The 23,252-nt window shown below is 69.0% G+C and carries 24 protein-coding genes and 1 pseudogene; 13 read left to right on the top strand and 12 right to left on the bottom strand.

The features are described 5' to 3' along the window. Positions 1-11 precede the first annotated feature (11 nt). The 5 genes from MCBMB27_RS13100 to MCBMB27_RS13080 all read left to right on the top strand — a co-directional run bounded on the left by MCBMB27_RS13100 (position 12) and on the right by MCBMB27_RS13080 (position 5,568). A complete protein-coding gene (locus tag MCBMB27_RS13100) occupies positions 12-1,037 on the top strand; it encodes a quinone oxidoreductase family protein (RefSeq protein ID WP_075380624.1) in 1,026 nt (341 codons plus the stop codon). A gap of 55 nt (positions 1,038-1,092) precedes the next feature. Beyond that, complete coding sequence (locus tag MCBMB27_RS13095) at positions 1,093-1,512, top strand: PaaI family thioesterase (protein ID WP_043354697.1); 420 nt, start codon at positions 1,093-1,095, stop codon at positions 1,510-1,512. Then, a complete protein-coding gene (locus MCBMB27_RS13090; RefSeq protein ID WP_075380623.1) occupies positions 1,509-2,321 on the top strand; it encodes a VOC family protein in 813 nt (270 codons plus the stop codon). The genes MCBMB27_RS13095 and MCBMB27_RS13090 overlap by 4 nt, the downstream gene beginning before the upstream one ends. After that, on the top strand, positions 2,318-3,841 hold the full coding sequence (locus MCBMB27_RS13085) for a class I adenylate-forming enzyme family protein (protein ID WP_053610073.1): 1,524 nt from the start codon (positions 2,318-2,320) through the stop codon (positions 3,839-3,841). Before MCBMB27_RS13090 ends, MCBMB27_RS13085 begins: the two co-directional genes overlap by 4 nt. A gap of 131 nt (positions 3,842-3,972) precedes the next feature. Beyond that, positions 3,973-5,568 (top strand): ABC transporter substrate-binding protein, encoded by a 1,596-nt coding sequence (locus MCBMB27_RS13080; protein ID WP_053610072.1) that lies wholly within the window; start codon positions 3,973-3,975, stop codon positions 5,566-5,568. A 71-nt stretch (positions 5,569-5,639) separates the two neighbouring features. Here the strand turns inward: MCBMB27_RS13080 and MCBMB27_RS13075 are convergent, their stop codons facing one another. Genes MCBMB27_RS13075 through MCBMB27_RS13050 form a run of 6 tightly spaced genes read right to left on the bottom strand, consistent with a single transcriptional unit; the run spans position 5,640 to position 10,127 of the window. After that, positions 5,640-6,053, bottom strand: a complete 414-nt coding sequence (locus MCBMB27_RS13075; protein ID WP_043357614.1) for a VOC family protein — start codon at positions 6,051-6,053, stop codon at positions 5,640-5,642. A 38-nt stretch (positions 6,054-6,091) separates the two neighbouring features. Next, on the bottom strand, positions 6,092-7,126 hold the full coding sequence (locus tag MCBMB27_RS13070; RefSeq protein ID WP_075380622.1) for a 5-oxoprolinase subunit C family protein: 1,035 nt from the start codon (positions 7,124-7,126) through the stop codon (positions 6,092-6,094). Further along, the gene (pxpB, locus tag MCBMB27_RS13065) at positions 7,119-7,853 is read right to left on the bottom strand and encodes a 5-oxoprolinase subunit PxpB (protein ID WP_053610070.1); all 735 of its coding nucleotides are present in this window, start codon (positions 7,851-7,853) and stop codon (positions 7,119-7,121) included. The genes MCBMB27_RS13070 and pxpB overlap by 8 nt, the downstream gene beginning before the upstream one ends. Continuing rightward, positions 7,846-8,619: a LamB/YcsF family protein gene (locus tag MCBMB27_RS13060; RefSeq protein ID WP_043758616.1), complete on the bottom strand. Its 774-nt coding sequence runs from the start codon at positions 8,617-8,619 to the stop codon at positions 7,846-7,848. The genes pxpB and MCBMB27_RS13060 overlap by 8 nt, the downstream gene beginning before the upstream one ends. A 27-nt stretch (positions 8,620-8,646) precedes the next feature. Further along, positions 8,647-9,903, bottom strand: coding sequence for a Zn-dependent hydrolase (locus MCBMB27_RS13055; protein WP_053610069.1), 1,257 nt, complete (start codon positions 9,901-9,903; stop codon positions 8,647-8,649). Beyond that, positions 9,900-10,127 carry a hypothetical protein gene (locus MCBMB27_RS13050; protein ID WP_075380621.1) on the bottom strand — a complete coding sequence of 76 codons (228 nt, stop codon included), beginning with the start codon at positions 10,125-10,127 and terminating at the stop codon, positions 9,900-9,902. The genes MCBMB27_RS13055 and MCBMB27_RS13050 overlap by 4 nt, the downstream gene beginning before the upstream one ends. Before the next feature lie 204 nt (positions 10,128-10,331). Here MCBMB27_RS13050 and MCBMB27_RS13045 point away from each other — a divergent pair, with 204 nt between their 5' ends. The 6 genes from MCBMB27_RS13045 to MCBMB27_RS30235 all read left to right on the top strand — a co-directional run bounded on the left by MCBMB27_RS13045 (position 10,332) and on the right by MCBMB27_RS30235 (position 15,380). Then, positions 10,332-11,138 carry an amino acid ABC transporter ATP-binding protein gene (locus tag MCBMB27_RS13045; protein ID WP_075380620.1) on the top strand — a complete coding sequence of 269 codons (807 nt, stop codon included), beginning with the start codon at positions 10,332-10,334 and terminating at the stop codon, positions 11,136-11,138. Between the two features lie 34 nt (positions 11,139-11,172). Further along, the gene (locus MCBMB27_RS13040; RefSeq protein WP_043758610.1) at positions 11,173-11,856 is read left to right on the top strand and encodes an amino acid ABC transporter permease; all 684 of its coding nucleotides are present in this window, start codon (positions 11,173-11,175) and stop codon (positions 11,854-11,856) included. Positions 11,857-11,922: 66 nt separating this feature from the next. Continuing rightward, positions 11,923-12,732, top strand: a complete 810-nt coding sequence (locus MCBMB27_RS13035) for a transporter substrate-binding domain-containing protein (protein WP_043758608.1) — start codon at positions 11,923-11,925, stop codon at positions 12,730-12,732. A gap of 71 nt (positions 12,733-12,803) precedes the next feature. Further along, a complete protein-coding gene (locus MCBMB27_RS13030) occupies positions 12,804-13,484 on the top strand; it encodes a GntR family transcriptional regulator (protein ID WP_075380619.1) in 681 nt (226 codons plus the stop codon). Between the two features lie 48 nt (positions 13,485-13,532). Further along, complete coding sequence (locus MCBMB27_RS13025; RefSeq protein WP_075380618.1) at positions 13,533-14,699, top strand: M24 family metallopeptidase; 1,167 nt, start codon at positions 13,533-13,535, stop codon at positions 14,697-14,699. A 543-nt stretch (positions 14,700-15,242) separates the two neighbouring features. Then, on the top strand, positions 15,243-15,380 hold the full coding sequence (locus MCBMB27_RS30235; protein ID WP_164706370.1) for a hypothetical protein: 138 nt from the start codon (positions 15,243-15,245) through the stop codon (positions 15,378-15,380). 396 nt (positions 15,381-15,776) lie between these two features. On the opposite strand, the gene MCBMB27_RS13020 is transcribed toward MCBMB27_RS30235, so the two are convergent. The 4 genes and pseudogenes from MCBMB27_RS13020 to MCBMB27_RS30560 form a co-directional block, all read right to left on the bottom strand. After that, the gene (locus tag MCBMB27_RS13020) at positions 15,777-15,959 is read right to left on the bottom strand and encodes a hypothetical protein (protein WP_043347259.1); all 183 of its coding nucleotides are present in this window, start codon (positions 15,957-15,959) and stop codon (positions 15,777-15,779) included. A gap of 27 nt (positions 15,960-15,986) precedes the next feature. Continuing rightward, a complete protein-coding gene (locus MCBMB27_RS13015) occupies positions 15,987-16,688 on the bottom strand; it encodes a GntR family transcriptional regulator (protein WP_051044669.1) in 702 nt (233 codons plus the stop codon). Positions 16,689-16,975: 287 nt separating this feature from the next. Further along, complete coding sequence (oxlT, locus tag MCBMB27_RS13010; RefSeq protein WP_051044668.1) at positions 16,976-18,277, bottom strand: oxalate/formate MFS antiporter; 1,302 nt, start codon at positions 18,275-18,277, stop codon at positions 16,976-16,978. A 217-nt stretch (positions 18,278-18,494) separates the two neighbouring features. Further along, positions 18,495-18,944 (bottom strand): annotated as a pseudogene (locus MCBMB27_RS30560) (pirin family protein); the annotation flags it as partial. Positions 18,945-19,157: 213 nt separating this feature from the next. Between MCBMB27_RS30560 and MCBMB27_RS13000 the strand changes: the two are divergent. Together MCBMB27_RS13000 and MCBMB27_RS12995 are read left to right on the top strand one after the other, a co-directional pair. After that, complete coding sequence (locus tag MCBMB27_RS13000; protein WP_043347254.1) at positions 19,158-19,793, top strand: NAD(P)-dependent oxidoreductase; 636 nt, start codon at positions 19,158-19,160, stop codon at positions 19,791-19,793. 99 nt (positions 19,794-19,892) lie between these two features. Continuing rightward, positions 19,893-21,323: an 8'-apo-carotenoid 13,14-cleaving dioxygenase gene (locus MCBMB27_RS12995; protein ID WP_075380616.1), complete on the top strand. Its 1,431-nt coding sequence runs from the start codon at positions 19,893-19,895 to the stop codon at positions 21,321-21,323. 252 nt (positions 21,324-21,575) lie between these two features. Here MCBMB27_RS12995 and MCBMB27_RS12990 read toward each other — a convergent pair whose 3' ends face one another. Both MCBMB27_RS12990 and MCBMB27_RS12985 read right to left on the bottom strand, forming a co-directional pair. Continuing rightward, entirely contained in the window at positions 21,576-22,304 is a 729-nt protein-coding gene (locus tag MCBMB27_RS12990; RefSeq protein WP_075380615.1) for an SDR family NAD(P)-dependent oxidoreductase, read from the bottom strand. Next, on the bottom strand, positions 22,301-22,936 hold the full coding sequence (locus MCBMB27_RS12985) for a DUF938 domain-containing protein (protein ID WP_075380614.1): 636 nt from the start codon (positions 22,934-22,936) through the stop codon (positions 22,301-22,303). Before MCBMB27_RS12985 ends, MCBMB27_RS12990 begins: the two co-directional genes overlap by 4 nt. Between the last annotated feature and the right edge of the window lie 316 nt (positions 22,937-23,252).

The raw sequence follows: 23,252 nt of genomic DNA, 5'->3' as shown, positions 1-23,252 counted from the left end.
GGGTTTTCCCGATGGCTGAGACGATGAAGGCGCTCGTGCTGGAGGCGCACGGCGACATCGACACGCTGAAGGTGGTGAACGACTATCCGAAGCCGTCCCCCGGCCCGGGCGAGGTTCTGATCCGCGTCGGCGCGACCTCATTCAACTACCACGACGTATTCACCGTGAAGGGCATGCCCGGCATCAAGGTGCCGATGCCGGTGGTGATCGGCCTCGACATGGCCGGACAGATCGTCGAGCTCGGCGAGGGCGTCGCGGAGTGGCGCGTCGGCGACCGGGTTCTGGTCAACCCGCTCAACAAGGCCAAGGGCCTGATGGGCGAGATGCTCGACGGCGGCATGGCCGAGTATTGCCGGGTCTCGACGGGCCAGCTGATCGCAATGCCGCCGGACGTGAGCTACGCGGACGCCGCCTCCCTGCCGGTGGCCTACGGAACGGCCCACCGCATGCTGATCACCCACAACACCGTGAAGGCCGGCGACAAGGTCCTGATCCTGGGCGCCAGCGGCGGCGTCGGCACCGGCTGCGTGATGCTGGCCAAGCAGCTCGGCGCCGAGGTGATCGCCTGCGCGGGTAGCGCGGAGAAGATGGCGGCGCTGACGGCGCTCGGCGCCGACCACGTCGTCAACTACCGCGAGACCGACTTCTCCAAGTGGGCGATCCAGCAGTACGGCAAGCCGCAACGCCGGACCTACGAGGGCGGGGTCGACGTGGTGATCAACTTCACCGGCGGCGACACCTGGGTGCCCTCGCTCAAGTGCTTGAAGCGCGGCGGCACGCTGCTCGTCTGCGGGGCGACCGCGGGACACGATCCCAAGGAGGATCTCCGCTACATCTGGAGCTTCGAGCTCAAGGTGATCGGCTCGAACAGCTTCTACGACGACGACCTGTCGGCCCTGATGGACATGATTCAGGCCGGCACGCTGAAGCCGACCATCGACAAGGTCCTGCCCCTGGAAGAGGCCGCCGAGGGCCTGCGGATGATCCGCGACCGCGAGGTCATGGGCAAGATCGTCGTCACCCCTGACACCGTCTGAGGCCGGTCCGCCGCGCGTCGTCGCCACCAGCCCCGCCCGAGGAGATCCCGAAGCCATGTCCGACACCCCCCTCAGCAAGGAGCAGGTCGAGGCGCTGCTGCTGCGCGGCCCGTTCCACCAGTGGCTCGGCCTCTCCGTCGTCGCCGTCGGCGAGGGCACGATCGAGCTGAAGGCGACGTGGCGGCCCGAATGGGTCGTCAACGCCGAGCGCGGCTACGTCCACGGCGGCATCCTGGCGACGCTCGTCGACCTCACTGCCGACTGGGCGCTGGTCTCCAAGACCGGCCGGGGCGTCCCCACGGTGGACCTGCGGGTCGATTATCACCGCGCCGCGATGCAGGGCGATCTCACCTGCCGCGGCACGGTGGTGAAGTTCGGCAACCAGCTCTCGGTCGCCGAGGCGCAGATCCTCGACGATGCGGGACGTCTGCTCGCGAGCGGCCGCGGCGTCTACATGACGGCGCCGGCGAAATGACGGGGCCGCCCCCCGGCGCCCCGGCGGACGGGGCCCTCGACCACGTCGTGATCAACGTGCTGCGGCGGATGGACGAGGCGGCGGACCTGTTCGCCGCCCTCGGCTTCTCGCTGACACCCCGCGGCCACCACTCGCTGGGCTCGATCAACCACCTGATGATGACGGCAGGCCCCTACCTGGAGCTTGTCGGCGTGCCCGAAATGGGGCCGCAGCGGCAGGACGTTCTGGACAGCCCGTTCGGCCTGAATGGGCTCGTGGTGGCGAGCCGGGACGCCGACGCGACCCATGCGCGGCTGGCGGCAGCGGGGCTCGCGGCCAGTCCGCCCGTCGCCTTCTCGCGCCCGGTGACCGTCGACGGCCGCACGGAACAGGCCCAATTCCGCACGGTGCGGGTGCCGGCACACCTGTTTCCGGCGGGTCGCCTCTACCATTGCGAGCACCTGACCCCGGATCTCGTCTGGCGCCCCGAATGGCTCGACCATCCGAACGGCTTTTCGGGGATCGACGCGCTGACGATCGAGAGCCCGGCGCCGGAGGCCGACGCTTACCTCTACGCGGCCGCGATCGGCGCTCCGGCCGAGGCCGTGGGCGCCGGCTTCACGATCCGGGTCGGGGAGACGCGGATCGTGATCGTGCCGGGGCCGGCCGCCCGTTTCGCCGCCCTCGGCCTGGACTTTCGCGGCCTCGACGCCCTCGAAGCCCGCTCGGCCGTCCTCCCGGAGGCGACTTGGGTCCGGCACGGGCCGGACGCGGCCGATCTGACGCTGCCGGCCTTCGACCTCCATCTCGCGTGCCGGGCGGCCCTATGACGTGTGCGACCACGGGTGCGACCAATCTCGGCGACCTCGTCGACCGGTCCGGGCCGCCGGACCGGCCACTCATCATCGGCGTCGCCCCCGAGGGCGGGCCCGAGGTGATGACCCGCGCCGGCCTCGATGCCAGGGCCGACGCCTTCGCCCGCGGCCTCGTACGCGGCGGGATCTCCCGCGGCGCGCGGGTCGCGATCCTCTCGACCAACCGGCCCGACACCGTCGCGGCGCTGCTCGGCGCGATGCGGGCCGGCGTGGTCCCGGTCCCGGTCAATCACAAGTTCCCGCCGGCCACGATCGCGGCCGTGCTCGCCGATTGCGGGGCGCGGCTCGTGCTCTGCGACCGCCCGCGCCGGGCGATGCTGGCGGGGCTCGACCCCGATATCCGGATCGCCGGGTTCGACGATGACGGGCCGGAGGGTTTTGCGGCCTGGCTCGATCCCGGACCCTTCGTGCCGATCGTGCCGGAGCCCGGCGAGGCGGCTCTGTTCCTGTACACGTCCGGCTCCACGGGCCGGCCGAAGGGCGTGCGGCTGAGCCATGCGAGCCACCTCTGGGTGGCGCGGACCCGCGCCGCGGAGACGAACCTGCGCGACGACCGGCTGCTCGTCGCGGCCCCGCTCTACCACATGAACGCGCTGGCCCTGGCGCTCCTCGTCTGCGCGGCTGGCGCCACGATGGTGCTGCTGCCGCAATTCGAGGCGCGGGCCTACATTGCGGCGATCGATCGCCATCGCTGCACGTGGCTCACCGCCGTGCCGCCGATGATCGCCATGATGCTGCGGGAGCCGGATCTCCTGGCGGAGGCCGACCTCACCGGCGTGCGGACGGTGCGAATGGGCTCGGCGCCCGTCAACGACGCCCTGGCCCGGCAGATCCGCGCACTCCTGCCGAACGCCCGCATCCTCAACGCCTACGGGACCACCGAGGGCGGCCCGGTCGTGTTCGGCGACCATCCGGACGGCCTGCCGACGCCGGTCGCGTCGGTCGGCGCGCCGCATCCCCAGGTCTCGGTGCGCCTCGTCGGGCCAGACGGGCCGGCGACCGGCGTTCTGCAGATGCGCAGCCCCGCGATCATGCTCGGCTACCACAACCGGCCGGACGTCCCCGTTCCGATCACCGCGGACGGATTCTACGACACCGGCGACGTGTTCCGCCGCGACGCCGACGGGTTCTTTTACTTCCTCGGCCGGACCGACGACATGTTCGTCTCGGGCGGCGAGAACATCTTCCCCGGCGAGGTCGAGCTGGTGCTGGAGCGCCACCCCGACGTGCTCCAGGCCTGCGTGGTGCCTGTGGAGGATTCCATCAAGGGTACCAAGCCCGTCGCCTTCGTGGTCCGCCGGCCCGGCGCCACCGTCGACGAGGCCGCTCTCAAGGCGCACGCGCTCGCCCACGCGCCGGCCTACCAGCACCCGCGCCGGGTCTGGTTCGTCGAGGAGCTGCCCCTCGCCTCGACCAATAAGATCGACCGCGCGGCCCTACGCCGGCGCGCCGAAGAGGCCGTCCGCGCCCCGTGACCGGCCCGGGCGGAACGGCGCTTGCAGGTTGTGTTCCCGCGGCATGCGCGCCCGCAGAAGGCTGCCTCGCGAAGCGCCGCCCGGCGCAACCGTCCCCGCCCGCCTGACCCGGAAAGCCAGGAGTGACCTCCATGCTGCGACGAACCTTCCTCGGCGGTGCCGCCGCCGCGGCCGCCGCCCCCTTCCTGCCGGCACGCCCGGCCCTGGCCCAGGGCGGCCGGGCGAGCGTCCTGCGCTTCGTGCCGCAATCCGACCTGACCATCGTCGATCCGGTGACGACCACCGCCTACGTCACCCGCAACCACGCGCTCATGGTGTTCGACCAGCTCTACGGCCTCGACGCGCAGTTCACGCCGCAGCCGCAGATGGTGGAGGGGCACACGGTCGAGGATGACGGTCGGCGCTGGACCTTCCGGCTGCGCGAAGGACTGAAGTTCCACGACGGCGAGCCGGTGCGGGGCCGTGACTGCATCGCGTCGATCCGGCGCTGGGCGCAGCGCGACAGTCTCGGGCAGGCCCTGATGGCCCGCACCGACGCCCTGGAGGCCCCGGACGACCGGACCTTCGTCATTCGCCTGAAGCGCCCCTATGGGCTGATGCTCGAGACCCTGGCGAAGCTCGGTCCACCGGTCCTCGTCATCATGCCCGAGCGTCTCGCCGCCACCGACCCGGCCCAGCAGATCCCCGAGCTGATCGGCTCCGGGCCGTTCCGGTTCAACACCAAGGAGCGGCTGGTCGGCGCCCGCGTGGTCTACGACCGCAACCCGGATTACCGGCCCCGCGACGACGGTCCGGTGTCCTGGGTGGCGGGGCCGAAGCGGGTCCATTTCGAGCGGGTCGAGTGGCAGGTCATGCCGGATCCCGGAACCGCGGCCGCCGCCCTCCAGAACGGCGAGGTCGACTGGTGGGAGAACCCGATCAGCGATCTCGTGCCGACGCTCCAGGCCAGCCCGCAGATCGCCACGCAGCTCGCCTCGCCGCTCGGAAATCTCGGCACCGGCGTCATGAACCACCTCTATCCGCCCTTCGACAAGCCCGCGGTCCGTCGCGTGGTCCTCGAAGCCCTGTCGCAGGCGGACTTCATGGCGGCGGCGGCCGGTGACGATCCCAAGTTGTGGCGCAAGGATGTCGGCCTGTTCACGCCGGGGACCGCCATGGCCACCGATGCCGGGCTCGACGTGCTCACCCGGCCGCGCGATCTCGCCAAGGCCAAGCGCGACCTCGTGGCCGCCGGCTACACGGGCGAGCGCGTCGTGCTCATGTCGACGAGCGAGAATCCCGTGCTCAGCGCCCTCGGCGAGATCATGCACGACCTGCTCCAGCGGCTCGGGATGAACGTGCAATACGTCGTGTCCGACTGGGGCACGCTGGTCACGCGCCGCGCCAGCAAGGCGCCCCCGGACCAGGGCGGCTGGAACATCTTCAACACGACCTGGACCGGCCTCGACATGGCCAACCCGGTCGTGGAGCAGGTCCTGCGCTGCGGAGGCCCCAAGGGCTTCTTCGGCTGGCCGGACCTGCCCGAGCTGGAGAGCCTGCGCGAGGCCTGGATCGAGGCGCCGGATCAGGCGGCGCGGAAGACGATCGCGGCCCGGATGCAGACGCTGGCGATGCGCGACGTGCCGTACCTGCCGACCGGCCAGTATTTCTACCGGACGGCCTTCCGGCGCGATCTCCGGGATGTGGTCGACGGCCAGTTCGTCTTCTGGAACGCCCGCCGCGTCTGACGGGCGGTGCGCCCCGGCCGCCCGTCGCCGCTCCGGCGACGGGCCGTTGCCACGGGGAGGGCGCTTGAGCCTCAGTGCGCGAAGACGGCGGCCAGATCCCGGAAGCCCTTGATCTCGATCGGATTGCCGCTCGGGTCGAAGAAGAACATCGTGCGCTGCTCGCCGGGCTCCCCGGCGAAGCGGACGACCGGCGGGATGTCGAAGGCGATGCCGGCCGCCTCGATGCGGCCGGCGAGTGCCTCCCAGGCCTCGAGCGGCAGCACGACGCCCAGATGCGGCATCATCACGGTGTGATTGCCGACCTTCCCGCTCCGGGTGGTGGTGAAGGGCTCGCCCAGATGCAGCGAGAGCTGATGGCCGAAGAAGTCGAAATCGACCCAGGTCTCGGTGCTGCGGCCCTCCTGGCAGCCGAGGACGCCGCCGTAGAAGCGGCGGGCCGCGTCGAGATCGGTGACGTGGTAGGCGAGATGGAACGGCGTGAGCATCGACGGTCTCTTGCTTCGCAGGGGAGGGGGTGGCGCTGTCAGGGCGCCGGATCCGGGGCGCGCGCCGAGACGACGCCGCCGACGAGGTTGCAGGACAGCAGGAACGCGCTGTCGAGAGCGCCGCCGCCGGCCGGCACCAGCGCCGCCAGCCGCGCGTCCAGGCTGCGCCGCGCCGCGCGGGCGATGGCCTGGGCCTCCGCGACGGCAACGGCCGCGAACCGGATCGTCTCGCCTGGCCGCACCTGCGCGAGGCGACCGAGATCCGCCGAGATCACCGTGGCGATCTTCGGGTAGCCGCCGGTGGTGTGCCGGTCGGCGAGCAGGATCAGCGGCCGCCCGTGGCCGGGTACCTGGATGGAGCCGTTCACGATCCCGTCCGAGACGATGTTGAAGCCGTCCGCGTGGGCGATCGGCGGCCCGTCGAGGTGGCAGCCCATCCGGTCCGCCCGCGCCGTGAGGGTGTAGGGTTCGGACAGGAAGGTCCGCAGGCCCTCATTGGTGAAGCCGTCGGCCTGCGGCCCGAGCACCACACGGATCGGGCCGCCGAAGGTCGGCCGGTGGGCCGGCGGCAGGGTCAGCGGGCGGTCGCGGGGCGCGGGCGCCGCGAGGGGCAGCAGGTCGCCCGCGGCCAGGGGGTTGCCGTCGAGGCCGCCAAGACGGGTGCGGGTGTGCGTCGCGACGCTGCCGAGCATTGGCGCGACGGCGAAGCCCCCGGCAACCGCCAGGCAGGCGCGCAGGCCCTCCCGCGGGGCGCCGAGGATGAGTCGATCCCCCCGCCGCAGGTCGTGAGCGGTGAACGGATCGAGGGCGCGGCCGTTCAGGCTCATCGCGAAGGGTGCCCCGGCGAGGGCGACGCGGCAGACCTCCGTCTCGCAGACGAGGGTCGGACCGACCATCGCCATTTCTATTACCGCGGCGTCGAGCGGATTGCCGACGAGGCCGTTGGCGAGCGCCAGAAGGTCTGGATCCATCGCCCCGGACCCCGAGATGCCGTAGCGCAGGTAGCCCGGCCGCCCGCCATCCTGCAGGGTCGCGGAAACACCGGGGGCGATGACGTGCAGTCCCTCAGGCATCGATCCGCTCCAGGGTCGCGACGGTCTCGCCGGCGCGGGCGGCCTCGCTGAGGGCGTCGAACGCGGCGCGGTCGATCGGCTCGAACCGGATCAGGTCGCCGGCCGCGAACAGGAACGGTTCGGCCCGGGCCGGATCGTAGGAGCGCGCGGGCGTGCGACCGATGAGCTGCCAGCCGCTCGGCAGCTCCAGGGGCGGCGAGACGCCGGTCTGGTTGCCGCCGATCGAGACGCTGCCCGCCGGGGTCCTGGGGCGCGGATCGGTGCGCCGGCTCGCGTGGAGCCGGGGATCGAGGCCGCCCAGATAGGCGAAGCTGGGGGCGAACCCGATCATGTAGACGCGGTAGTCGCGGCCGGCATGGAGGGCGATCACCGCCTCCGGGGTGAGCCCGGCTCCGGCGGCGAGGTCGGCGAGGTCGGCGCCGTGCGCGCCGCCGTAATGGACCGGCACCCGCCAGCGGCGCAGCGACCCCGTCGCCCCGTCCGGGGGCGGCCAGTGCGCGGCGATCAGCGCCGCGAGATCGGCCCGGGGTAGCAGGTCCGGATCGTAGAGGACGAGGAGCGAGCGGTAGGTCGGCACGGTCTCCAGGAGCCCCGGGCGCCCGGCACCGCGGAGCGCCGCGTCGAGGGCGATGACCTGCGCGTTGATCGCGGGGTCGACCGCGCGGCCGAGCTCCACCGTGAGCGCCCGGTCGCCGCTATCGAGGAGGCGGTAGCCGGGCTCAGACACCGAGCACCTCGGCCATCGGCCGCAGGGCGATCCCCTTGGCGGCGCAGTCGTCCCGCAGGCGGTGCGCCATGGCGACGGCGCCGGGCGTGTCGCCGTGGACGCAGACCGTGTCGATCCGCGTCGGGATGCGCCGCCCGGACAGGCAGATGATCGCCCCGTCCTCTAGCATCCGCGCCACGCGCTCCGACACGGAATCGGGATCGTGCAGCACCGCGCCCGGGAGCTTGCGCGACACCAGGGTGCCGTCATCCGCGTATGCCCGGTCGGCGTAGATCTCCCGAGCGATCGGCAGCCCGAGCTTCTCGCCGGCTTTCTCGGTCTCCAGGCCGGGCATGACCACGAAGATCAGGTCGCGGTCGAGGGTGCGGATCGCCCGGGCCACCGCCAGGGCGAGGTCGGCATCCTCGTTGGCCATGTTGCCCATCGCCCCGTGGGTCTTCACGTGGCGCACCGGGCAGCCGGCATCCTGCGCCAGGGCCAGGAGGGCGCCGACTTGGTAAAGGACCGCCTTCTCGATGTCGGCCGGGCGCTCGCCCTGAATCGGCCGCCGGCCGAAGCCCCAGAGGTCGAGGAAGCTCGGATGGGCGCCGGCCTGCACGCCGTTCGCGGCCGCGCGGCTCAGGGTCTCGTGCATCACCAGAGGGTCGCCGGCGTGGAAGCCGCAGGCGATGTTGGCCGAGGTCGCCACGGTCAGCATCTCGGCGTCGTCGCCCAAGCGGTAGACGCCGAAGCCCTCGCCCATGTCGCAGTTCAGATCGACGATCATCGGTGCATCCTTTCTTGCGCGCGGGGTTCAGGCTTCCGCGACGAGGTGGGCCACCAGGGTCGCGGCCGCGCAGAGATCCTCGATCCGCATCGCCTCGTCGGGGTTGTGGCTGCCGTTCTGGTTGCGGATGAAGATCATCGTGCTCGGCACGCCCTGGCCGGCCAGCGTCGCGGTGTCGTGCCCGGCCCCGCTGGCCATCGTGCGGAACGGCATCCCGAGCCGGCGCGCGTGGCCCGACAGGGCCTCGACGAGTGCCGCGCTCATCCGCGCCGGGGTGCTGCCGGTGCGCTCGCCGAGGACGAAGCGCACGCCGCGGGCGGCCTCGATGGCGGCGACGCGCTCGGCGAGCGCCGCCTCGACCCGGTCCAGCACGACGGGCTCGGTGCTGCGCACGTCGAGGCAGAAGCGGACCTCGCCGGGGATCTTGGCGAAGGCGTGCTGGACCGGGTCGGTGGCGACCTCGCCCAGCGTGATCGTGGCCGGGCAGCCCTCCGCCTCCAGTGTTCCCCAGAGGGCATCCAGGCCGGTGATCAGGTCGGCGAGGGCGAAGACGGCGTCGCTGCGCGCGCTCCGCGCCACGGCGCCGGAATGGCCGTAGCGGCCGAAACAGGCGGCCTTGCGATAGCGGAAGCTGCCGCTGATCGCCGTGACGAACCCCACCGGGCTCCCGGCCGCCTCCAGCGCCGGTCCCTGCTCGATATGCATCTCCACGAAGCCGTGGATCCGCGCCGGATCGAGGAGCCGCTCGCCCCGCGCCACCGCCTCCGGACGCAGGCCGAGGTCGGCCATGTGGTCCCGCAGGCTCCGGCCGGTATCGGCGCGGGGCAGGTCGAGAACCTCCGGCGGCAGCAGGCCGAAGGCAGCCCGGCTGCCGACATAGGAGGCCGGGAACCAGACGCTCTCCTCGGCCCTGAACACCGCCACCGTCACGGGACGCGCCGGCACGAGGCCCGCCCGGCGCAGGGCCTCCACGGCCGCGAGGCCGCCGATCACGCCCGCCGCCCCGTCGAAATTGCCCCCGTGGGGCACCGTGTCGACGTGCGAGCCGACCATCCAGGGCGCCAGGGTCGGGTCGCGTCCCGCCATCGTCAGGAACAGGTTGCCGGCCGCGTCGGTCTCGGCGGTGAGCCCCAGCGCCAGCCCGGTGGCCCGCATCAGGGCGTGTGCGCGCTCCTCGCCAGCGCCGTAGGCTGCCCGCGTCACGCCGGGTGCGTGCTGGCTGAAGCCGAGGAGCTCGGCGAAGAGCGCCGCGCAGAAATCCGGGTCGATCGCGAGGCCGGTCATGCCGGCTGACCGGTGCGCGCGTCGTCCAGCCGCCGTTCCCCGACGTCGGGTTCGGCGCGGATCGCGGGAGCGCGGCCGTTGCCGCCCCGGGATTCCGCGGCCGGAGCCCGCCGCGGCGCCGGACCGACCCGGTCGATCGGCTGAACAATGAGGCACGCGCCAGGCGCGCTCGCGCAGGGAATACCGGGATCCATGGGCTCAATGACCATGTTGGAGGCAGCCATGCTCAAAAATACCGCTTGAATGCCGGCGGTATACCGGCTCTGCTAAGACATGGCATCGGATTTGGCAACGTAAAACCGCGCCAAAATCGAAATAAAATCCCCACATTAAGAGATTTGATGAGCAAACATGTAGTGTCATAGCGCGAATAACGCGCAGGTATAATCAATCATTCGGCGCATGATCGCATAACATCAGGTTTGACGATGGCTCAGATCGAGACGACCGCGCCCCCGATCCTGAAGATCAGGAAGCTGCACAAGAGTTACGGCGCCAACGAGGTCCTGAAGGGCATCTCCCTCGACATCCACGAGGGTGAGGTCGTGTCGATCATCGGCGCGAGCGGCTCGGGCAAGAGCACGTTCCTGCGCTGCCTGAACCTCATCGAGACGCCGACATCCGGCTTCATGGATTTCGAGCGCTTCGCCTTCGACTACGAGCAGGGCGCCCGCCGCCAGCCGACGCCGCAGCAGCTCTGCGAATTGCGCACTCGGATCGGCATGGTCTTTCAGAGCTACAATCTCTGGCCGCACATGACCGTGCTGGAGAACGTCATCGAGGCGCCGATCCGGGTGCGGCGGATGCCGCGCCGTCAGGCCGTCGCGGAGGCGGAGGCGCTGCTCCAGCGCATCGGCCTCTACGAGAAGCGGCACGCCTACCCGTCGAAGCTCTCCGGCGGGCAGCAGCAGCGCGTGGCGATCGTGCGCGCCCTGGCGATGGCGCCCAAGGTGATGCTGTTCGACGAGGTCACCTCGGCCCTCGATCCGGAGCTGGTGGGCGAGGTGCTGGCGCTGATCAGCTCCCTCGCGGCGGACGGAATGACGATGCTGCTCGTCACCCACGAGATGGCCTTCGCCCGGGATGTCGGCACCCGCACCCTGTTCTTCGACGGCGGCGTGATCGCCGAGGACGGTCCGCCCGACGACATCATCGGCGCGCCCCGGAGCGAGCGGCTGCGCCAGTTCCTCCGGCGCGTGCTGCACCAGCCCGCCGCGCTCGGACAGACAGCGTGAGCCGCCGGCCCATCACCGGGGAGATCGGACAGCGATGAGCGTCGCGACGTTGCAGGAATGGTGGCTCACCCTCTCGGACGAGGTCGTCACCTACGGCCCCGGCTTCCTCTCGGCGACCCTGGTAGTGCTCGGCGTCACGGTGGCGAGCATCCTGGTGAGCTGGGTCTGCGGCCTGCTCGGTGCGCTGGGCAAGCGCTCGTCCTTCGCGCCCTTCCGAGCGCTCGCGAGCTTCTACGTCTGGTTCATTCGCGGCACGCCGACCCTGATCCAGGTCTTCATCGTGTATTTCGGCATGCCGCAGATAGGGGTGAAGCTTTCGCCGATCACGGCCGGCATCATCGCGCTGGGGGTCAGCAGCGGCGCCTACGTGGCCGAGACGATCCGGGCCGGGCTCGCGGCTATCCCCCGGGGTCAGGTCGAGTCGGCGCTCGCCCTGGGCATGAACCCGCGGATCATGATGGTGCGGATCGTCCTGCCGCAGGTGTTCCGCATGATCCTGCCGTCGCTGACCAACGAGGCGATCTCGGCGGTCAAGAACACCTCGCTCCTGTCGACGATCACGGTCGTGGAGCTGACGCTCTACGCGCAGCTCATGATTGCCACGACCTTCCGGCCATTCGACTTCTACATCGCGGCGGCGCTGATCTACCTCGGCCTTACGTCGATCCTGTCGCAGCTCTCGGCCTATTTCGAGCGGCGCTACGCCCGCCTCTCCTGAGCCTCCCCCGCCGCGGGACGGGCCGCGGCCGACACTTCCCGCCCCGTCTCGAGACCGGAGATCACCATGAACCGTCGCCACGTCCTAGCCCTCGTCTCCCTCTGCGCCAGCCTCGGCGCCGGACTGCTCGCCGCCCCCGCGACCCGCGCGGCCGAGGGCAAGCTGGAGCTGATCGAGCCCGGAAAGCTGATCGTGGCGACGGACAGCACCTTCGCGCCGTTCAGCATGCGCACGCCGAGCGGCGAGCTCGACGGGCTGGAAGTCCGGGTGATGCGCGAGGTCTGCCGGCGGATCGGGCTCGCGTACAGTCCGGTCAACATCAAGTTCGACGCCCTGCTGGTGGGCCTGATGGCCGATCAGTACGACATCACCAGCGAATCGATGGACATCACTCCCACCCGGCAGAAGCAGGTCGCCTTCGCGGACGGCTGGCTCGAATCCGGCGCGCGGATCGTCACCCGCAAGGATACCGGCATCAAGGGGCCGGAGGATCTCAAGGGCCGCAATGTCGGCGCGCTCTCGGCCTCGACCTTCGGCAAGCTCGCCGAGGAGCACGGCGCCACCCTGAAGAGCTACAAGACCGCCGCGGACGCCATGCAGGACCTCGTCGGCGGCAACATCGACGCGGTGATCAACGATGCGGTGGCCGGCAACTACGCCATCAAGGCGCGCAAGCTCCCCCTGGTGATGATCGAGACCCCGCTCAGCACGGTCCAGAAGGGCTTCGCCATCAAGAAGGGCAAGCCGAACCTGCACGCCGCGGTCAACAAGGCCCTGGCCGAGATGGTCGCCGACGGTACCTACGCCAAACTCATCACGCCGTTGATCGGCTATGACCCGGCCCCGAAGGCGCCGATCCGCACGCCCGCCATGTAGGCGGGCGCGAGGCCGGCGCCGGAGGAGAAGAAAACGGGGAGCAGCCTGGCCGGCTGCTCCGGGAGGACGCGATGAAAACCCTCGACGCCGCGTCGTACACGACGGCGCTCAATGCCCGGCGCGAGCAGAGCCTCGGCCAGATGGCCTACGACCGGCTGCTCGACATGCTCGTCCGCCGCGACCTTCCGGCCGGCACCGTGCTGCACGAGCGCCGCCTCGCCGAGATGCTCGACATCTCCCGGACCCCGACCCGCGAGGCGATGTCACGGCTGGAGACCGAGGGGCTGATCGAACGGCAGCCCGGGGGGATGCTCGTGGTCAAGGAATTCTCCCTGCGCGAACTGGTGGAGATCCTGCATGTCCGCCGTCTGCTGGAGCGGGAGAGCGTCATGCTGGCCACCGGCCGGATCGCCGACGCGGTGCTGGCGGATCTGCAGCGGCAGATGGAGGCGCTGCTGGCGGCGGGCGACCCGGACGCGCCGGGCAACTGGGAGGTCGACCGGCGCTTCCACGACCTGATCGCGGATCACAGCCACAACGCGATCCTCGCCAAGACGATCAAGGATCTGCGGCTCAAGACGCAGATGTTCAACCTGAGCCGGATGCCTGAGCGGTTCGAGGCGGTCCATCGCGAACATCTCGCGGTGGTTGCCGCCCTGCGGGCGAAGGACGCGGCGGCGGCGGCGGACGCCATCGCGGCCCATCTCGAGAATTTCAAGCAGGGCATCATCCGTCGCCTGAGCGAAGTCTGAGCGAAGTCTGAGCGGAGTCTGAGCGGAGTTTGGGGCGAGGGCGGCGCGATGCACGAATTCACAGGCCTGCGCGGCCGCGAGGCGGCCTTCCCGGAGGCGGAGTTCGCCGCCCGGCAGGCGGCGGCCCGGGCCGCCATCGCGGCGGCCGGCCACGACGCCCTTGTGGTGACCGGCCCGGAGACGATCTACTGGCTGACCGGCCGCCAGACGGCGGGCTACTTCGCCTTCCAGGCCCTCCTCGTACCGGTAGAGGGGAACCCGGCCCTCCTGGTCCGGCAGCTCGAATTGCCGGGCGCGGCCGCCAACACTTGGCTCGACGACATCCAGGCCTATCCGGACGGCGCCGACCCGGCCGAGGCCCTGGCGGCCCTCGTGCGCGGGCGCGGGCTCACCCGGCCGGCCCTGGAGCGGGACGGCTGGTTCGTCTCGCCCTTGCTCGCGGGGCGGATCGACGCCGCGCTCGGAAGCGGGCCGCTGCTCGACGGCTCCGGCCTCCTCGCCCCCTTCCGGGCCGTGAAGTCGGCGGCTGAGCTGGAGGCGATCCGGGCCGCCGCTCGATACGCGCAGGCCGGGCTCGCCGCAGGACTCGACGCCTGCGCGGCGGGCACCGACGAGAATGCCGTCGCCGCCGCCATGCTTGGGGCCGCGATCGCAGCCGGGTCCGAAGCCGTGGCGATGGAGCCCCTGGTCGCGTCGGGTCCGCGCAGCGGACTGCCGCACATGACGTGGCGCCGCCGCCGGCTGGAGCCGGGCGACGCCGTCTTCCTCGAACTCGCCGGCAGTCACGCCCGGTACCACGCGGCGCTGATGCGCAGCGTCTGGATCGGTCCGCCGCCGGCCGAGGCGTTGCGGATGATGGATTGCGCCCTGCGCGCCCTCGACGCGGCGCTCGCGGCGATCCGCCCCGGCCATCCCTGCGCCGCCCCGCACGCGGCGGCACAGGCCATCATCGATGCGGCGGGCTACGGTCCGGCCTTTCGCAAGCGGATCGGCTACTCCATGGGTGTCGCCTTCGCCCCGGACTGGGGGGAGGGCGGCCTGCTCTCGCTCTTCACCGGACAGGACCGGCCCATCGAGCCCGGCATGGTTTTCCACCTGCCGGCGACCCTGCGCTCTTACGGAGCCTGGACGGTCGGCGCCTCGGAGACCGTGATCGTCACCGCCAACGGGGTCGAGCCCCTGTCCGACCTCCCCCGCACCCTGTCGCTGCGGTGAGGCTCACCCCATCATCGCTTTCTGTAGGGGCATAACGTGAGGTCGGACCGTCTGCAGCGTCAGCGACCGAACTGACCCTGATCCAGCATGGCGTAGGCTGGCCGAACGTGTAACGGCCGCTTCGGAGAAGACCGGTCGAAAAGGCGGGCAACCTCCTATCAATCCATGCCGGCCGCGCAGACTGCCGTGAACAGATCCCGAAATCGGCTGTCCGTCGGCCGTTCCGCAACGTCGACTTGGGGTAGATTGGTACGAAAATTCCGCGTGTTATACTTTCACAGTGATGCGACAGACCGCCAAGTGAGGCGGGAATGAAAGCAGATGATCGGTTTATCGCAAGTCGAATAGATCCCCTGTTGTCGCCTCGACAGGCCGCCTTTGCGTCACCCCGACTTGACGTTTCGCATGACGGCACTCGGCAGACGCCACTCATCCCGATCTGCTCATGCAATCTCTGCATATCGGGTTTGAGGTATGTGGCATACCAGACAAGGCGTGCAGTGCGATATCGCTTCTTGCGCACCGCACAACAGGACGCCGCCGATGACCTTGCTCGCCGCTCTCGCTTTCCTCCCCGTTGCCGCCATCGCCAACTTCGCAGTCGTGGTCGCGCTCGCCAATCACTTCGACGGCGACAAGCCGGCCGCGGGCTTCACCGGCCCGGTCCCGACCCTGGCCTGAGCCATGACGGGCCGCGTCACGCGGCCTCGCTTGAGGATGTCCCGGAGTTCGGTTCGGCCGGCAGGTGAGGCTCCGGGATTCATTCGCCCGCCTGCGTGACCACCTCAGCGAATGCCCGGGGAGTCAACGGACGAGAGGCTGCCCGTGCACGGAAGCCGCCTCGATCCTGGCCGTTCGCGTTTGTCCCCGACGAAGCACCGTTGGTCTCCACAGGAGGCGCGGAGACGCCGTCCGCTTTAGGGCATGTCTGTCCCGGAAGCGGTGTGACGGACATCTCACTCCGCAGACGCCGGAAGGCCCTTCAGACGTATCGGGAGCAGACCGATCGACCGTCGGAGGCACTGGGCTGGTTCGCTGCCGCACGCGAAGAGGCCGATCCTGCTTGCGCTGTGTCTGTCATTCGGCAAGTACGAAGGCGAGCCCGAGGATCGCCACAAGCACCGCTCCGCCCGCGAGTTCCTCACGCGGCTCTTCTGCAAAACGCGGCGACCGGCTTGCGCTGGCAACGCCCGCTCCGACGAGGCCGATGATCAGGAAGCCGAGGCCGAGCAGGTCGGTGGTCTGAACGGACGGTAGCATGGGTCGATCCTCCGTCAGAGATGTCCCTTATTCTTCTGGCCACGCCCAATGTGCTTCGACGTGGGCGATCAAACCAAGTGCATGATCGCGAACGAGGACCGCAGCCTGATCGGCGTCGCGTTCCTGCAGCGCGGTGATGATGGCGGCATGCTCGCGCATCGAGACTTCATACCGCCCCGACCGATGGAGGAAGGCCGATCGAACCGCCCGCATGTGGATGAACAGGTTGGTCGTCATCTCGACCATCAATCCACAGCCGCCGAGACGGATGATCATCTGGTGAAAATCGAGGTTGGCTTCCTCATAAGCGGTCAAATGAACAGGCAATGCCGAGGGATCGAAATCCTGGAAGACTTTGCTCAGGTCGCGGAGATCGGCGTCCGTGGCGTGCGTGGCGGCGGCATGAGCTGCCGAGCCCTCCAGCGCGGCCCAGACCCTGATCATCTCGATGACTTCGCGCTTGGTCTTGCGCGTCACGAAGAGTCCGCGGCGTGGCACCGTGCTTACGAAGCCCTCCCGTTCCAGAAGCGTCAGGGCTTCTCGGACTGGCGTTCGGCTGATGCCGAGATCTTGCGCAATCTGGTGTTCGTTCAGCCGGATCTGTGCCGATCCGTCGTAGAGATCCATCGCGAGGATCGATCGCTTGATGCGGTCGTAGGCCTGCTCACGCAGGCTCACAGTCTGTCCGATCGAGATTAGACCCAAAGAGGTCTCAGGTGGCTGCAGCACAGTCGAGCTCCGAGAGCGCCGAAAAATCGATCTTGGCATCAAATCCGAGGAACGCGCCGGAGCGCACCTGGGAGGCCGCTTGAAAACGGGGGCCTGGAAAGCGGTGCCTGACGCGATGGTGGCTGGAGGCCCGAGTGTTCCAGGCTGTCTGCGACGCGCATGCGTCCCGGAGATGCGATAGGCATGCGGGTGCCGCAACTTGGCCGGTCAGCACGACCCCGGCTCCGGAATTCCGGAGCCGGGGCCTTGAGGCTTTCGCCGGGCCGCGCCGTGGCCGAGCCCGACGCTCAGGCGTGAGCCAGCGCCAGCTTGGGAGCTGCCGCGTCGTTGTTTGCCTTGTGGTGCTGCTTGAGCATCGGCCGCAGCACCGCGATCGCCAGCAAGGCGGCGATCAGGTCCATGCTCGCCACCGTGTAGAGGACCGTGGCCCAGGTGCCGGTCGCCTGCATGATCAGGTTGCCCACCGGCACGAACAGCGCCGCGAAGCCTTTGGCGCAGTAGAGCACGCCGTAGATTTTGCCGATGTGCTTGGAGCCGAACGTGTCGGCAGCGGTGGCGCTGAACAGCGAGTAGACCTCGCCCCAGGCCAGGAACACCACCCCGGACAGGATGACGAAGGCCCACGGATTGGAACCGAAATAGCCCAGTGCCACGATGCCGATACCCTCCATCGCGAACGCGATGAACATGGTCTTCTCCCGTCCGATCCGGTCCGAGATGAAGCCGAAGAGCGGGCGCGAGATGCCGTTCATGATCCGGTCGAGCATCAGCGCAAAGGGCAGCGCCGCCATGGCAAAGAAGTACAGGTTGACCTGGAAGTTCTTCACCCCGAGATCCTGCGCGATCACGCCGAGCTGGGCCACCGCCATCAGGCCGCCCGTCACCGTGCAGGTGAACATCAGCAGCATCACATAGAAGACGGGGGTGCGCAGCGCCTCGGCCAGCGTGTAGTCGCGCCGCGACTGAAGGACCTTGGTGGAGAATGGCACCTGGTTCTTGAGTGGCGCGCGCATGGCGATGGCGGCGGCCATGATGATCGCGCCCTGGATCAGACCGAAGATGAAGAAGGCCTGGGCGTAATTGCCGCCGTCGATCATCTTGGCGATCGGCAGGATGGTGAGTGCGGAGCCGGCGCCGTAGCCGCCCGCCGTGAGGCCGACCGCCAGGCCGCGCTTGTCGGGGAACCACTTGAGCGCGTTGTTGACGCAGGTGGCGTAGACGCAGCCGACGCCGATACCGCCGGCCACGGAGCCGAGATAGAAGCCGCTCAAGCTCGTGGCGTAGGAGTTGATGACCCAGGCCAGGCCCGTCATCAGACCGCCGAACATGACGACGCGGCTGGGACCGTACTTGTCGATGAAGTACCCCTCGATCGGGGTCAGCCAGGTCTGGACGACGACGAAGATCGTGAAGGCGACCTGGATCGCGGCACGGTCCCAGTTGAAGGTCTTCTGGATCTCGGGGACGAACAGCGTCCACGCATACTGGATGTTGGCCGCTGCAACCATGCAGATCACGCCAAGCACAATTTGTAGCCATCGATTGGTATTAGGCGTTGCCGTACCCGGCACGGCATCTGGCATGGCCATGAGCTTCCTCCCTCGTCCCTGCGCTGACATTCGGCGACGTGCTGTAGTATTGGCGTGCACGTCGGCGGGTTGCTTGCCCGTGCCGGAACCATCTCGCGGGTTCCGAGATTGACTTGGCGGCATGCATTATTCTGTGTGCCAGGATCATATGGCAAGCGAAATAATTCATTTTTTGTTGTCGAAAGCGCGGGATGAAAAGTCGGTTCTGCGCGTGCATCCCGATCGGCGGTGGCGGCTCGTCAGCGTGACACGCGAAGGTCGACGCCGCGTCCTCGTGGCTCTCCGGCAGAGCGAACCCAGTCTGGATCCCGAACAGGCTGTTCGGCCCGCCGCGCGCCGTCGCCGTAATGCGCTCCGAATGGGCGACTCCGCGGCCCGCGACCATCCAGTCCACTGCGCCCGGACGGATGACTCGATCGGCCCCGGGGCGGGTCCGGCGATGGACGTCGCCGCGGCAGAGGCCGGTCACGGTGGCGAGACCGATCTGCGGATGCGGCCAGACATCGATACCCTGGCCCGTCAGACGTGCGGCGGGGCCGGCTTGGTGGAAGACACGGCATGCCCGAACCGTCCGGCGATCCGGTGCCGGCACGGCGCGTCGAATCTCGAAGCCGCCGAGATCCCTTGCACGGAGACTGATGAGCGTCTCGGTCGCGTCGACGCCCACCCCATTGTGGCAACGCGGTTCCAGAGCTTGCTCCCGCTCATGGCGTCATACTCTCGGTCTGGTTCGGCCGCCCACGATCGTTGCCACAGGCCCGTGAACAAGCGCGATCCCCCTTCGGGCCACTCACACCCGACAGGCCCCGGTCAAGGGGCCACATAGCGCGGCTTCCCGCCATGCGGTCTTGTCGAACACCACGGTGGTGAGGAACCAAGCATGGCACATGTTCTCGTCATAGGCGCCAGCAAGGGCATCGGCCTGGTGACCACAAAGGCGGCTCTGGCGGCCGGGCACCGTGTGCGCGCCTTCGCGCGGTCTGCAGCCGGCATCGGTCTTCCGGATCCGAGCTTGGAACGGTTCACGGGCGACGCGGTGAATGCGGCCGATGTCGCCGCCGCCCTCGATGGCGTGGATGTCGTGGTGCAGGCGCTGGGCGTACCGACCAGGGATCTCATCAGGCCCGTCCGCTTGTTCTCGGAAGCGACCAACCTTCTCGTGCCCGCAATGGAGACCGCCGGGGTGAAACGGCTGATCGCCGTCACCGGTTTCGGTGCGGGCGACAGCCGGGATGCGATCGGACTTCTCCAGCAACTGCCATTCCGTTTGGTGTTCGGACGCGCCTACGACGACAAGGACGCGCAGGAGATGCGCATCCGCAGGAGCAGCCTAGATTGGACGCTCGTCAGGCCCGGCGTCCTGACGCCCGGCGCCGCGACAGGCCGCTACAAGGTCCTGACCGAGCCCGCGTCCTGGCGAAACGGCCTGATCTCTCGAGCCGACGTGGCAGGGTACATCGTCGCCCAGATCGACCATCCGTCCCACGAGCGGAAAGCCGTCGTCCTGGTCCGGTAGGCCGGAGGTCGCAGACTTGCCCGCTCCGCATCGTCGGAGCCGGGTCGCCCTCGACATGAGGGCATCTCTGCCCATGACGCACCCAAGGGATTGCTCCCGATGCCAAATCCCATTCGATCCGCCGTCCGCGCTGTCCTCGAAGGCGGCGTCGAATTGGTGGCTGCCTACAACCGGGCGCGGCTGCCAAAGACTCCGAACCCCTTCGTGATCGGCATCCACGAGCCGATGCGGGAGGAACTGACGCTGCAGGATCTCGCCGTGATCGGCTCGATACCGACCCAGCTCGACGGTCGGTACCTCAAGATGGGCGCGAACCCCGTGCGGCCCGCGTCGGGCGGTCACAACTGGTTTCTCGGCGACGGCATGGTGCACGGTCTTGCCATCAAGGATGGCAAAGCCTTGTGGTACCGCAATCGGTGGATCGGCTCGCGCACGGCCGCCGCCGCCCTCGGTCGGCCCGCCGCACCCGGCCCGCGTCGGGGCGCAAACGACACCGTCAACACCAACGTCGTCGATATCGGGGGCCGCGCCTTCGCGGTCGTCGAAGCAGGCAGCTTCCCTGTCGAACTCTCCGACACCCTGGAGACGCAACGCTACAATCCGTTCGAGGGCACGCTCGCTAGATCCTTCACGGGGCATCCGCACCGCGATCCGATCACTGGCGAGACCCACGCGATCGCCTATGACGGGCGTGTCTGGGACGCCATCCGCCACGTCGTCGTCTCGGCGGCCGGCAAGGTGGTCCGCGACGTACCGATCGCGGTCCAGCACGGTCCCTGCGTCCACGACTGCGCGATCACGGCACGCTTCGTGATCGTGCTCGACCTTCCCGTCACCTTCTCGATGCGGGCCGTGCTCGCCGGCCACCGCTTCCCGTTTCGCTGGAACAGCGCTCACCGCGCCCGGGTCGGGCTGCTTCCTCGTCACGGGGGCGCCACCGACATCGTGTGGTGCGACGTCGAGCCGTGTTTCGTCTTCCATGCCGTCAACGCCTTCGACGGTGACGATGGGCGCGTGATCCTCGACGTGATCGCCTATCCGACGATGTTCGCCTCGGAGGGCGGCGAACTCGACACGCTGGGTCGGCTTGAGCGCTGGACCCTGGACCCCACGACGCAACGCGTCGAGCGTCGCGTGATCGACCAAGCCGCGCAGGAGTTTCCCCGCATCGACGAGCGCCGCTTCGGGCAGAAATATCGGTATGCCTACACGGTGTCCGTACCCGCAGACGGCAATCCGCAGCTTGCCGGCGCGACGACGCTCTACAAGCATGATCTTGAGACGGGTGAGCGCCGCGTGCACCCGTTCGGCGAGCATCACGTCCCGGGCGAGTTCGTGTTCATGCCTGCAAGCGAAGGTGCTGGTGAGGACGAAGGCTGGCTGATGGGCTTCGTGATCGACACGACGCATGAAACGACGGACTTTGCGATCCTCGATGCTCGCTCGTTCGAGGCGCCCCCATTGGCGATTGTCCGGCTCGGGCATCGGATCCCGCCAGGTTTCCACGGAAACTGGTTTCCGACGCCCTGAGCCGGACAGGCCGCACACAGGCAAGGCTTGCAGGTCCGACCCACGGCGCGAGCCAGCGTCGATGTCCCCCGACGAGACAGTGCCGACGACAACCGAGGGACCCCGGCCGCTTCAGGGTCCGAAGGAGTTCGCCTCACAAAACCGAAAGGGGCACATTCTGGAGGCGAATATGCTGGCAACACGAAGACCAGACTTCGGCGTCTGCTATCACTCCGGCATAAACCGTATGACGCGCGTCAGCGGGTGCCGCGCCTAGGCTGGGATACGCGTGCCGTCCCAGGCGAAGACGCCTCCGGTATCCTTCACTTCGAGGTCGCCGAGCACGCGCAGGAGATGAGCCGCACTCTCATCGGGCTGAAAGACACCCTCGGCACTCGGATCGGGCCGGAAGGGCCGCGACAGGTTGGAGGCGACTGTGCCCGGATGCAGGCCGACGACGATTGCGTCCGGTCGGCTGCGGGCCACCTCGATCGAGAGGGTCCGTAGGATCTGGTTCAAAGCCGCCTTCGAGGCGCGATAGGCGTACCAGCCACCGAGCCGATTATCTTCGATGGATCCGACCCGCGCCGACAACGCCGCGAACACGCACCGTCCCTCCCGCGCCAGCAACGGCACGAAATGCTTGGCGACGAGCGCAGGGCCGATCGTGTTGATTGAAAGGACGGCGGCCATGGCGGCGGTATCGAGCGTCTTGAGCGCCTTCTCGGGCAAGACGCCCTCTTGATGAAGGATGCCGGTCGCGACGATGATCAGACCGGCTGATCCGGCCTCACCGACCTTGGCCGCGGCCGTGGCGATCGACGCCTCGTCGCCCAGGTCGATCGAGTGGGTGCGGACGCCACGCGGGACTGACGGCTGCGAGCGGGAGAGCGCGAAGATCGGCGCATAGGCCTCACTCGCGGCGAGTCGGGAGACCAGGGCTTGGCCGATGCCGCCGGAAGCGCCGATCACGACCGCGCTTGTCGAGGTCGATGAGGTCAAAGCGATGCCTCCCGGACAGGCGCAGGGGATTGGCCTGTCTTACGGAAGATCAGGCTCAGATTGTTGGCCGGCATCGCGACGCGCTCGAAAAGGTGTAGCCCCTGCGCCCTGGCGGCGGCCGCGACGGCCTCGATGTCACGCACGCCCCAGGACGCGTTCCTCGCTCGCAGGCTGTCATCGAACGCTGTGTTGCTCGGCGCGGTGTGGGCACCATTCTCTCGGAACGGACCGTAGAGATAGAGAACGCCCCCCGCCGGAAGCGTTGCGCCCGCGCCGGCCATTAACCCGGTGGTGGCGTCCCAGGGCGCGATATGGATCATGTTGATCGCGACGAGCGCATCGGCCCGCGCCACCGGCCATGGCGGACGGGCCGCATCGATCGCGAGCGGCGAACGAATGTTGGACAGGCCCGAGGCCCGCGCATGGGCGCCGATGCTGCGGCGCGCCGCTTCGTCTGGATCGCTGGGCTGCCAATAGAGCGCGGGCATCGCATTGGCGAAGTGAACGGCGTGCTCACCAGACCCGCTTGCGATCTCGAGAACGAGGCCGTCGGGCGGCATGACGCGCTTCAGGACTTCGACGATGGGTCCGGCGTTGCGAGCCACGGCCGGCGAAAACAGAGCGTCTGACATGGAGCGCCTTTAGCGCCTTTCCGTAAGGGCCGCACGGCTTACCCGCACGGCGCGCCCGTTCTCCGCCGATCATGCGCGGCACCCGAAACTGCTATCGTAACACGAGGCAGCCCGCCGGATTGGGCCGAGATCTGAACGGCGGCTTTTGGGCGCCCCAGCGGGCTAGACAGACGTCCCATATCGGCCTGTGCCGCCCCTGAACGGGCCGTCGAAAGGGGCTCTTTCGATCGGGGCTGAAGCGAAGAGTATCCGGAGATCCGGTATCTCGGCCTACGGGTGCGGACCGTGGCACGCAGGCTCAGAAAAACTTCCATCA

Source organism: Methylobacterium phyllosphaerae, from assembly GCF_001936175.1.
GTDB lineage: Bacteria > Pseudomonadota > Alphaproteobacteria > Rhizobiales > Beijerinckiaceae > Methylobacterium > Methylobacterium fujisawaense.
This window is presented reverse-complemented; position numbering and strand designations above follow the sequence as displayed.

Coding starts and splice junctions, on each gene's coding strand:
- MCBMB27_RS13100 (WP_075380624.1), top strand. CDS start 12: ATGGCTGAGACGATGAAGGCGCTCGTGCTGGAGGCGCACGGCGACATC.
- MCBMB27_RS13095 (WP_043354697.1), top strand. CDS start 1,093: ATGTCCGACACCCCCCTCAGCAAGGAGCAGGTCGAGGCGCTGCTGCTG.
- MCBMB27_RS13090 (WP_075380623.1), top strand. CDS start 1,509: ATGACGGGGCCGCCCCCCGGCGCCCCGGCGGACGGGGCCCTCGACCAC.
- MCBMB27_RS13085 (WP_053610073.1), top strand. CDS start 2,318: ATGACGTGTGCGACCACGGGTGCGACCAATCTCGGCGACCTCGTCGAC.
- MCBMB27_RS13080 (WP_053610072.1), top strand. CDS start 3,973: ATGCTGCGACGAACCTTCCTCGGCGGTGCCGCCGCCGCGGCCGCCGCC.
- MCBMB27_RS13075 (WP_043357614.1), bottom strand. CDS start 6,053: ATGCTCACGCCGTTCCATCTCGCCTACCACGTCACCGATCTCGACGCG.
- MCBMB27_RS13070 (WP_075380622.1), bottom strand. CDS start 7,126: ATGCCTGAGGGACTGCACGTCATCGCCCCCGGTGTTTCCGCGACCCTG.
- MCBMB27_RS13060 (WP_043758616.1), bottom strand. CDS start 8,619: ATGATCGTCGATCTGAACTGCGACATGGGCGAGGGCTTCGGCGTCTAC.
- MCBMB27_RS13055 (WP_053610069.1), bottom strand. CDS start 9,903: ATGACCGGCCTCGCGATCGACCCGGATTTCTGCGCGGCGCTCTTCGCC.
- MCBMB27_RS13050 (WP_075380621.1), bottom strand. CDS start 10,127: ATGGCTGCCTCCAACATGGTCATTGAGCCCATGGATCCCGGTATTCCC.
- MCBMB27_RS13045 (WP_075380620.1), top strand. CDS start 10,332: ATGGCTCAGATCGAGACGACCGCGCCCCCGATCCTGAAGATCAGGAAG.
- MCBMB27_RS13040 (WP_043758610.1), top strand. CDS start 11,173: ATGAGCGTCGCGACGTTGCAGGAATGGTGGCTCACCCTCTCGGACGAG.
- MCBMB27_RS13035 (WP_043758608.1), top strand. CDS start 11,923: ATGAACCGTCGCCACGTCCTAGCCCTCGTCTCCCTCTGCGCCAGCCTC.
- MCBMB27_RS13030 (WP_075380619.1), top strand. CDS start 12,804: ATGAAAACCCTCGACGCCGCGTCGTACACGACGGCGCTCAATGCCCGG.
- MCBMB27_RS13025 (WP_075380618.1), top strand. CDS start 13,533: ATGCACGAATTCACAGGCCTGCGCGGCCGCGAGGCGGCCTTCCCGGAG.
- MCBMB27_RS30235 (WP_164706370.1), top strand. CDS start 15,243: ATGACCTTGCTCGCCGCTCTCGCTTTCCTCCCCGTTGCCGCCATCGCC.
- MCBMB27_RS13020 (WP_043347259.1), bottom strand. CDS start 15,959: ATGCTACCGTCCGTTCAGACCACCGACCTGCTCGGCCTCGGCTTCCTG.
- oxlT (WP_051044668.1), bottom strand. CDS start 18,277: ATGGCCATGCCAGATGCCGTGCCGGGTACGGCAACGCCTAATACCAAT.
- MCBMB27_RS13000 (WP_043347254.1), top strand. CDS start 19,158: ATGGCACATGTTCTCGTCATAGGCGCCAGCAAGGGCATCGGCCTGGTG.
- MCBMB27_RS12995 (WP_075380616.1), top strand. CDS start 19,893: ATGCCAAATCCCATTCGATCCGCCGTCCGCGCTGTCCTCGAAGGCGGC.
- MCBMB27_RS12985 (WP_075380614.1), bottom strand. CDS start 22,936: ATGTCAGACGCTCTGTTTTCGCCGGCCGTGGCTCGCAACGCCGGACCC.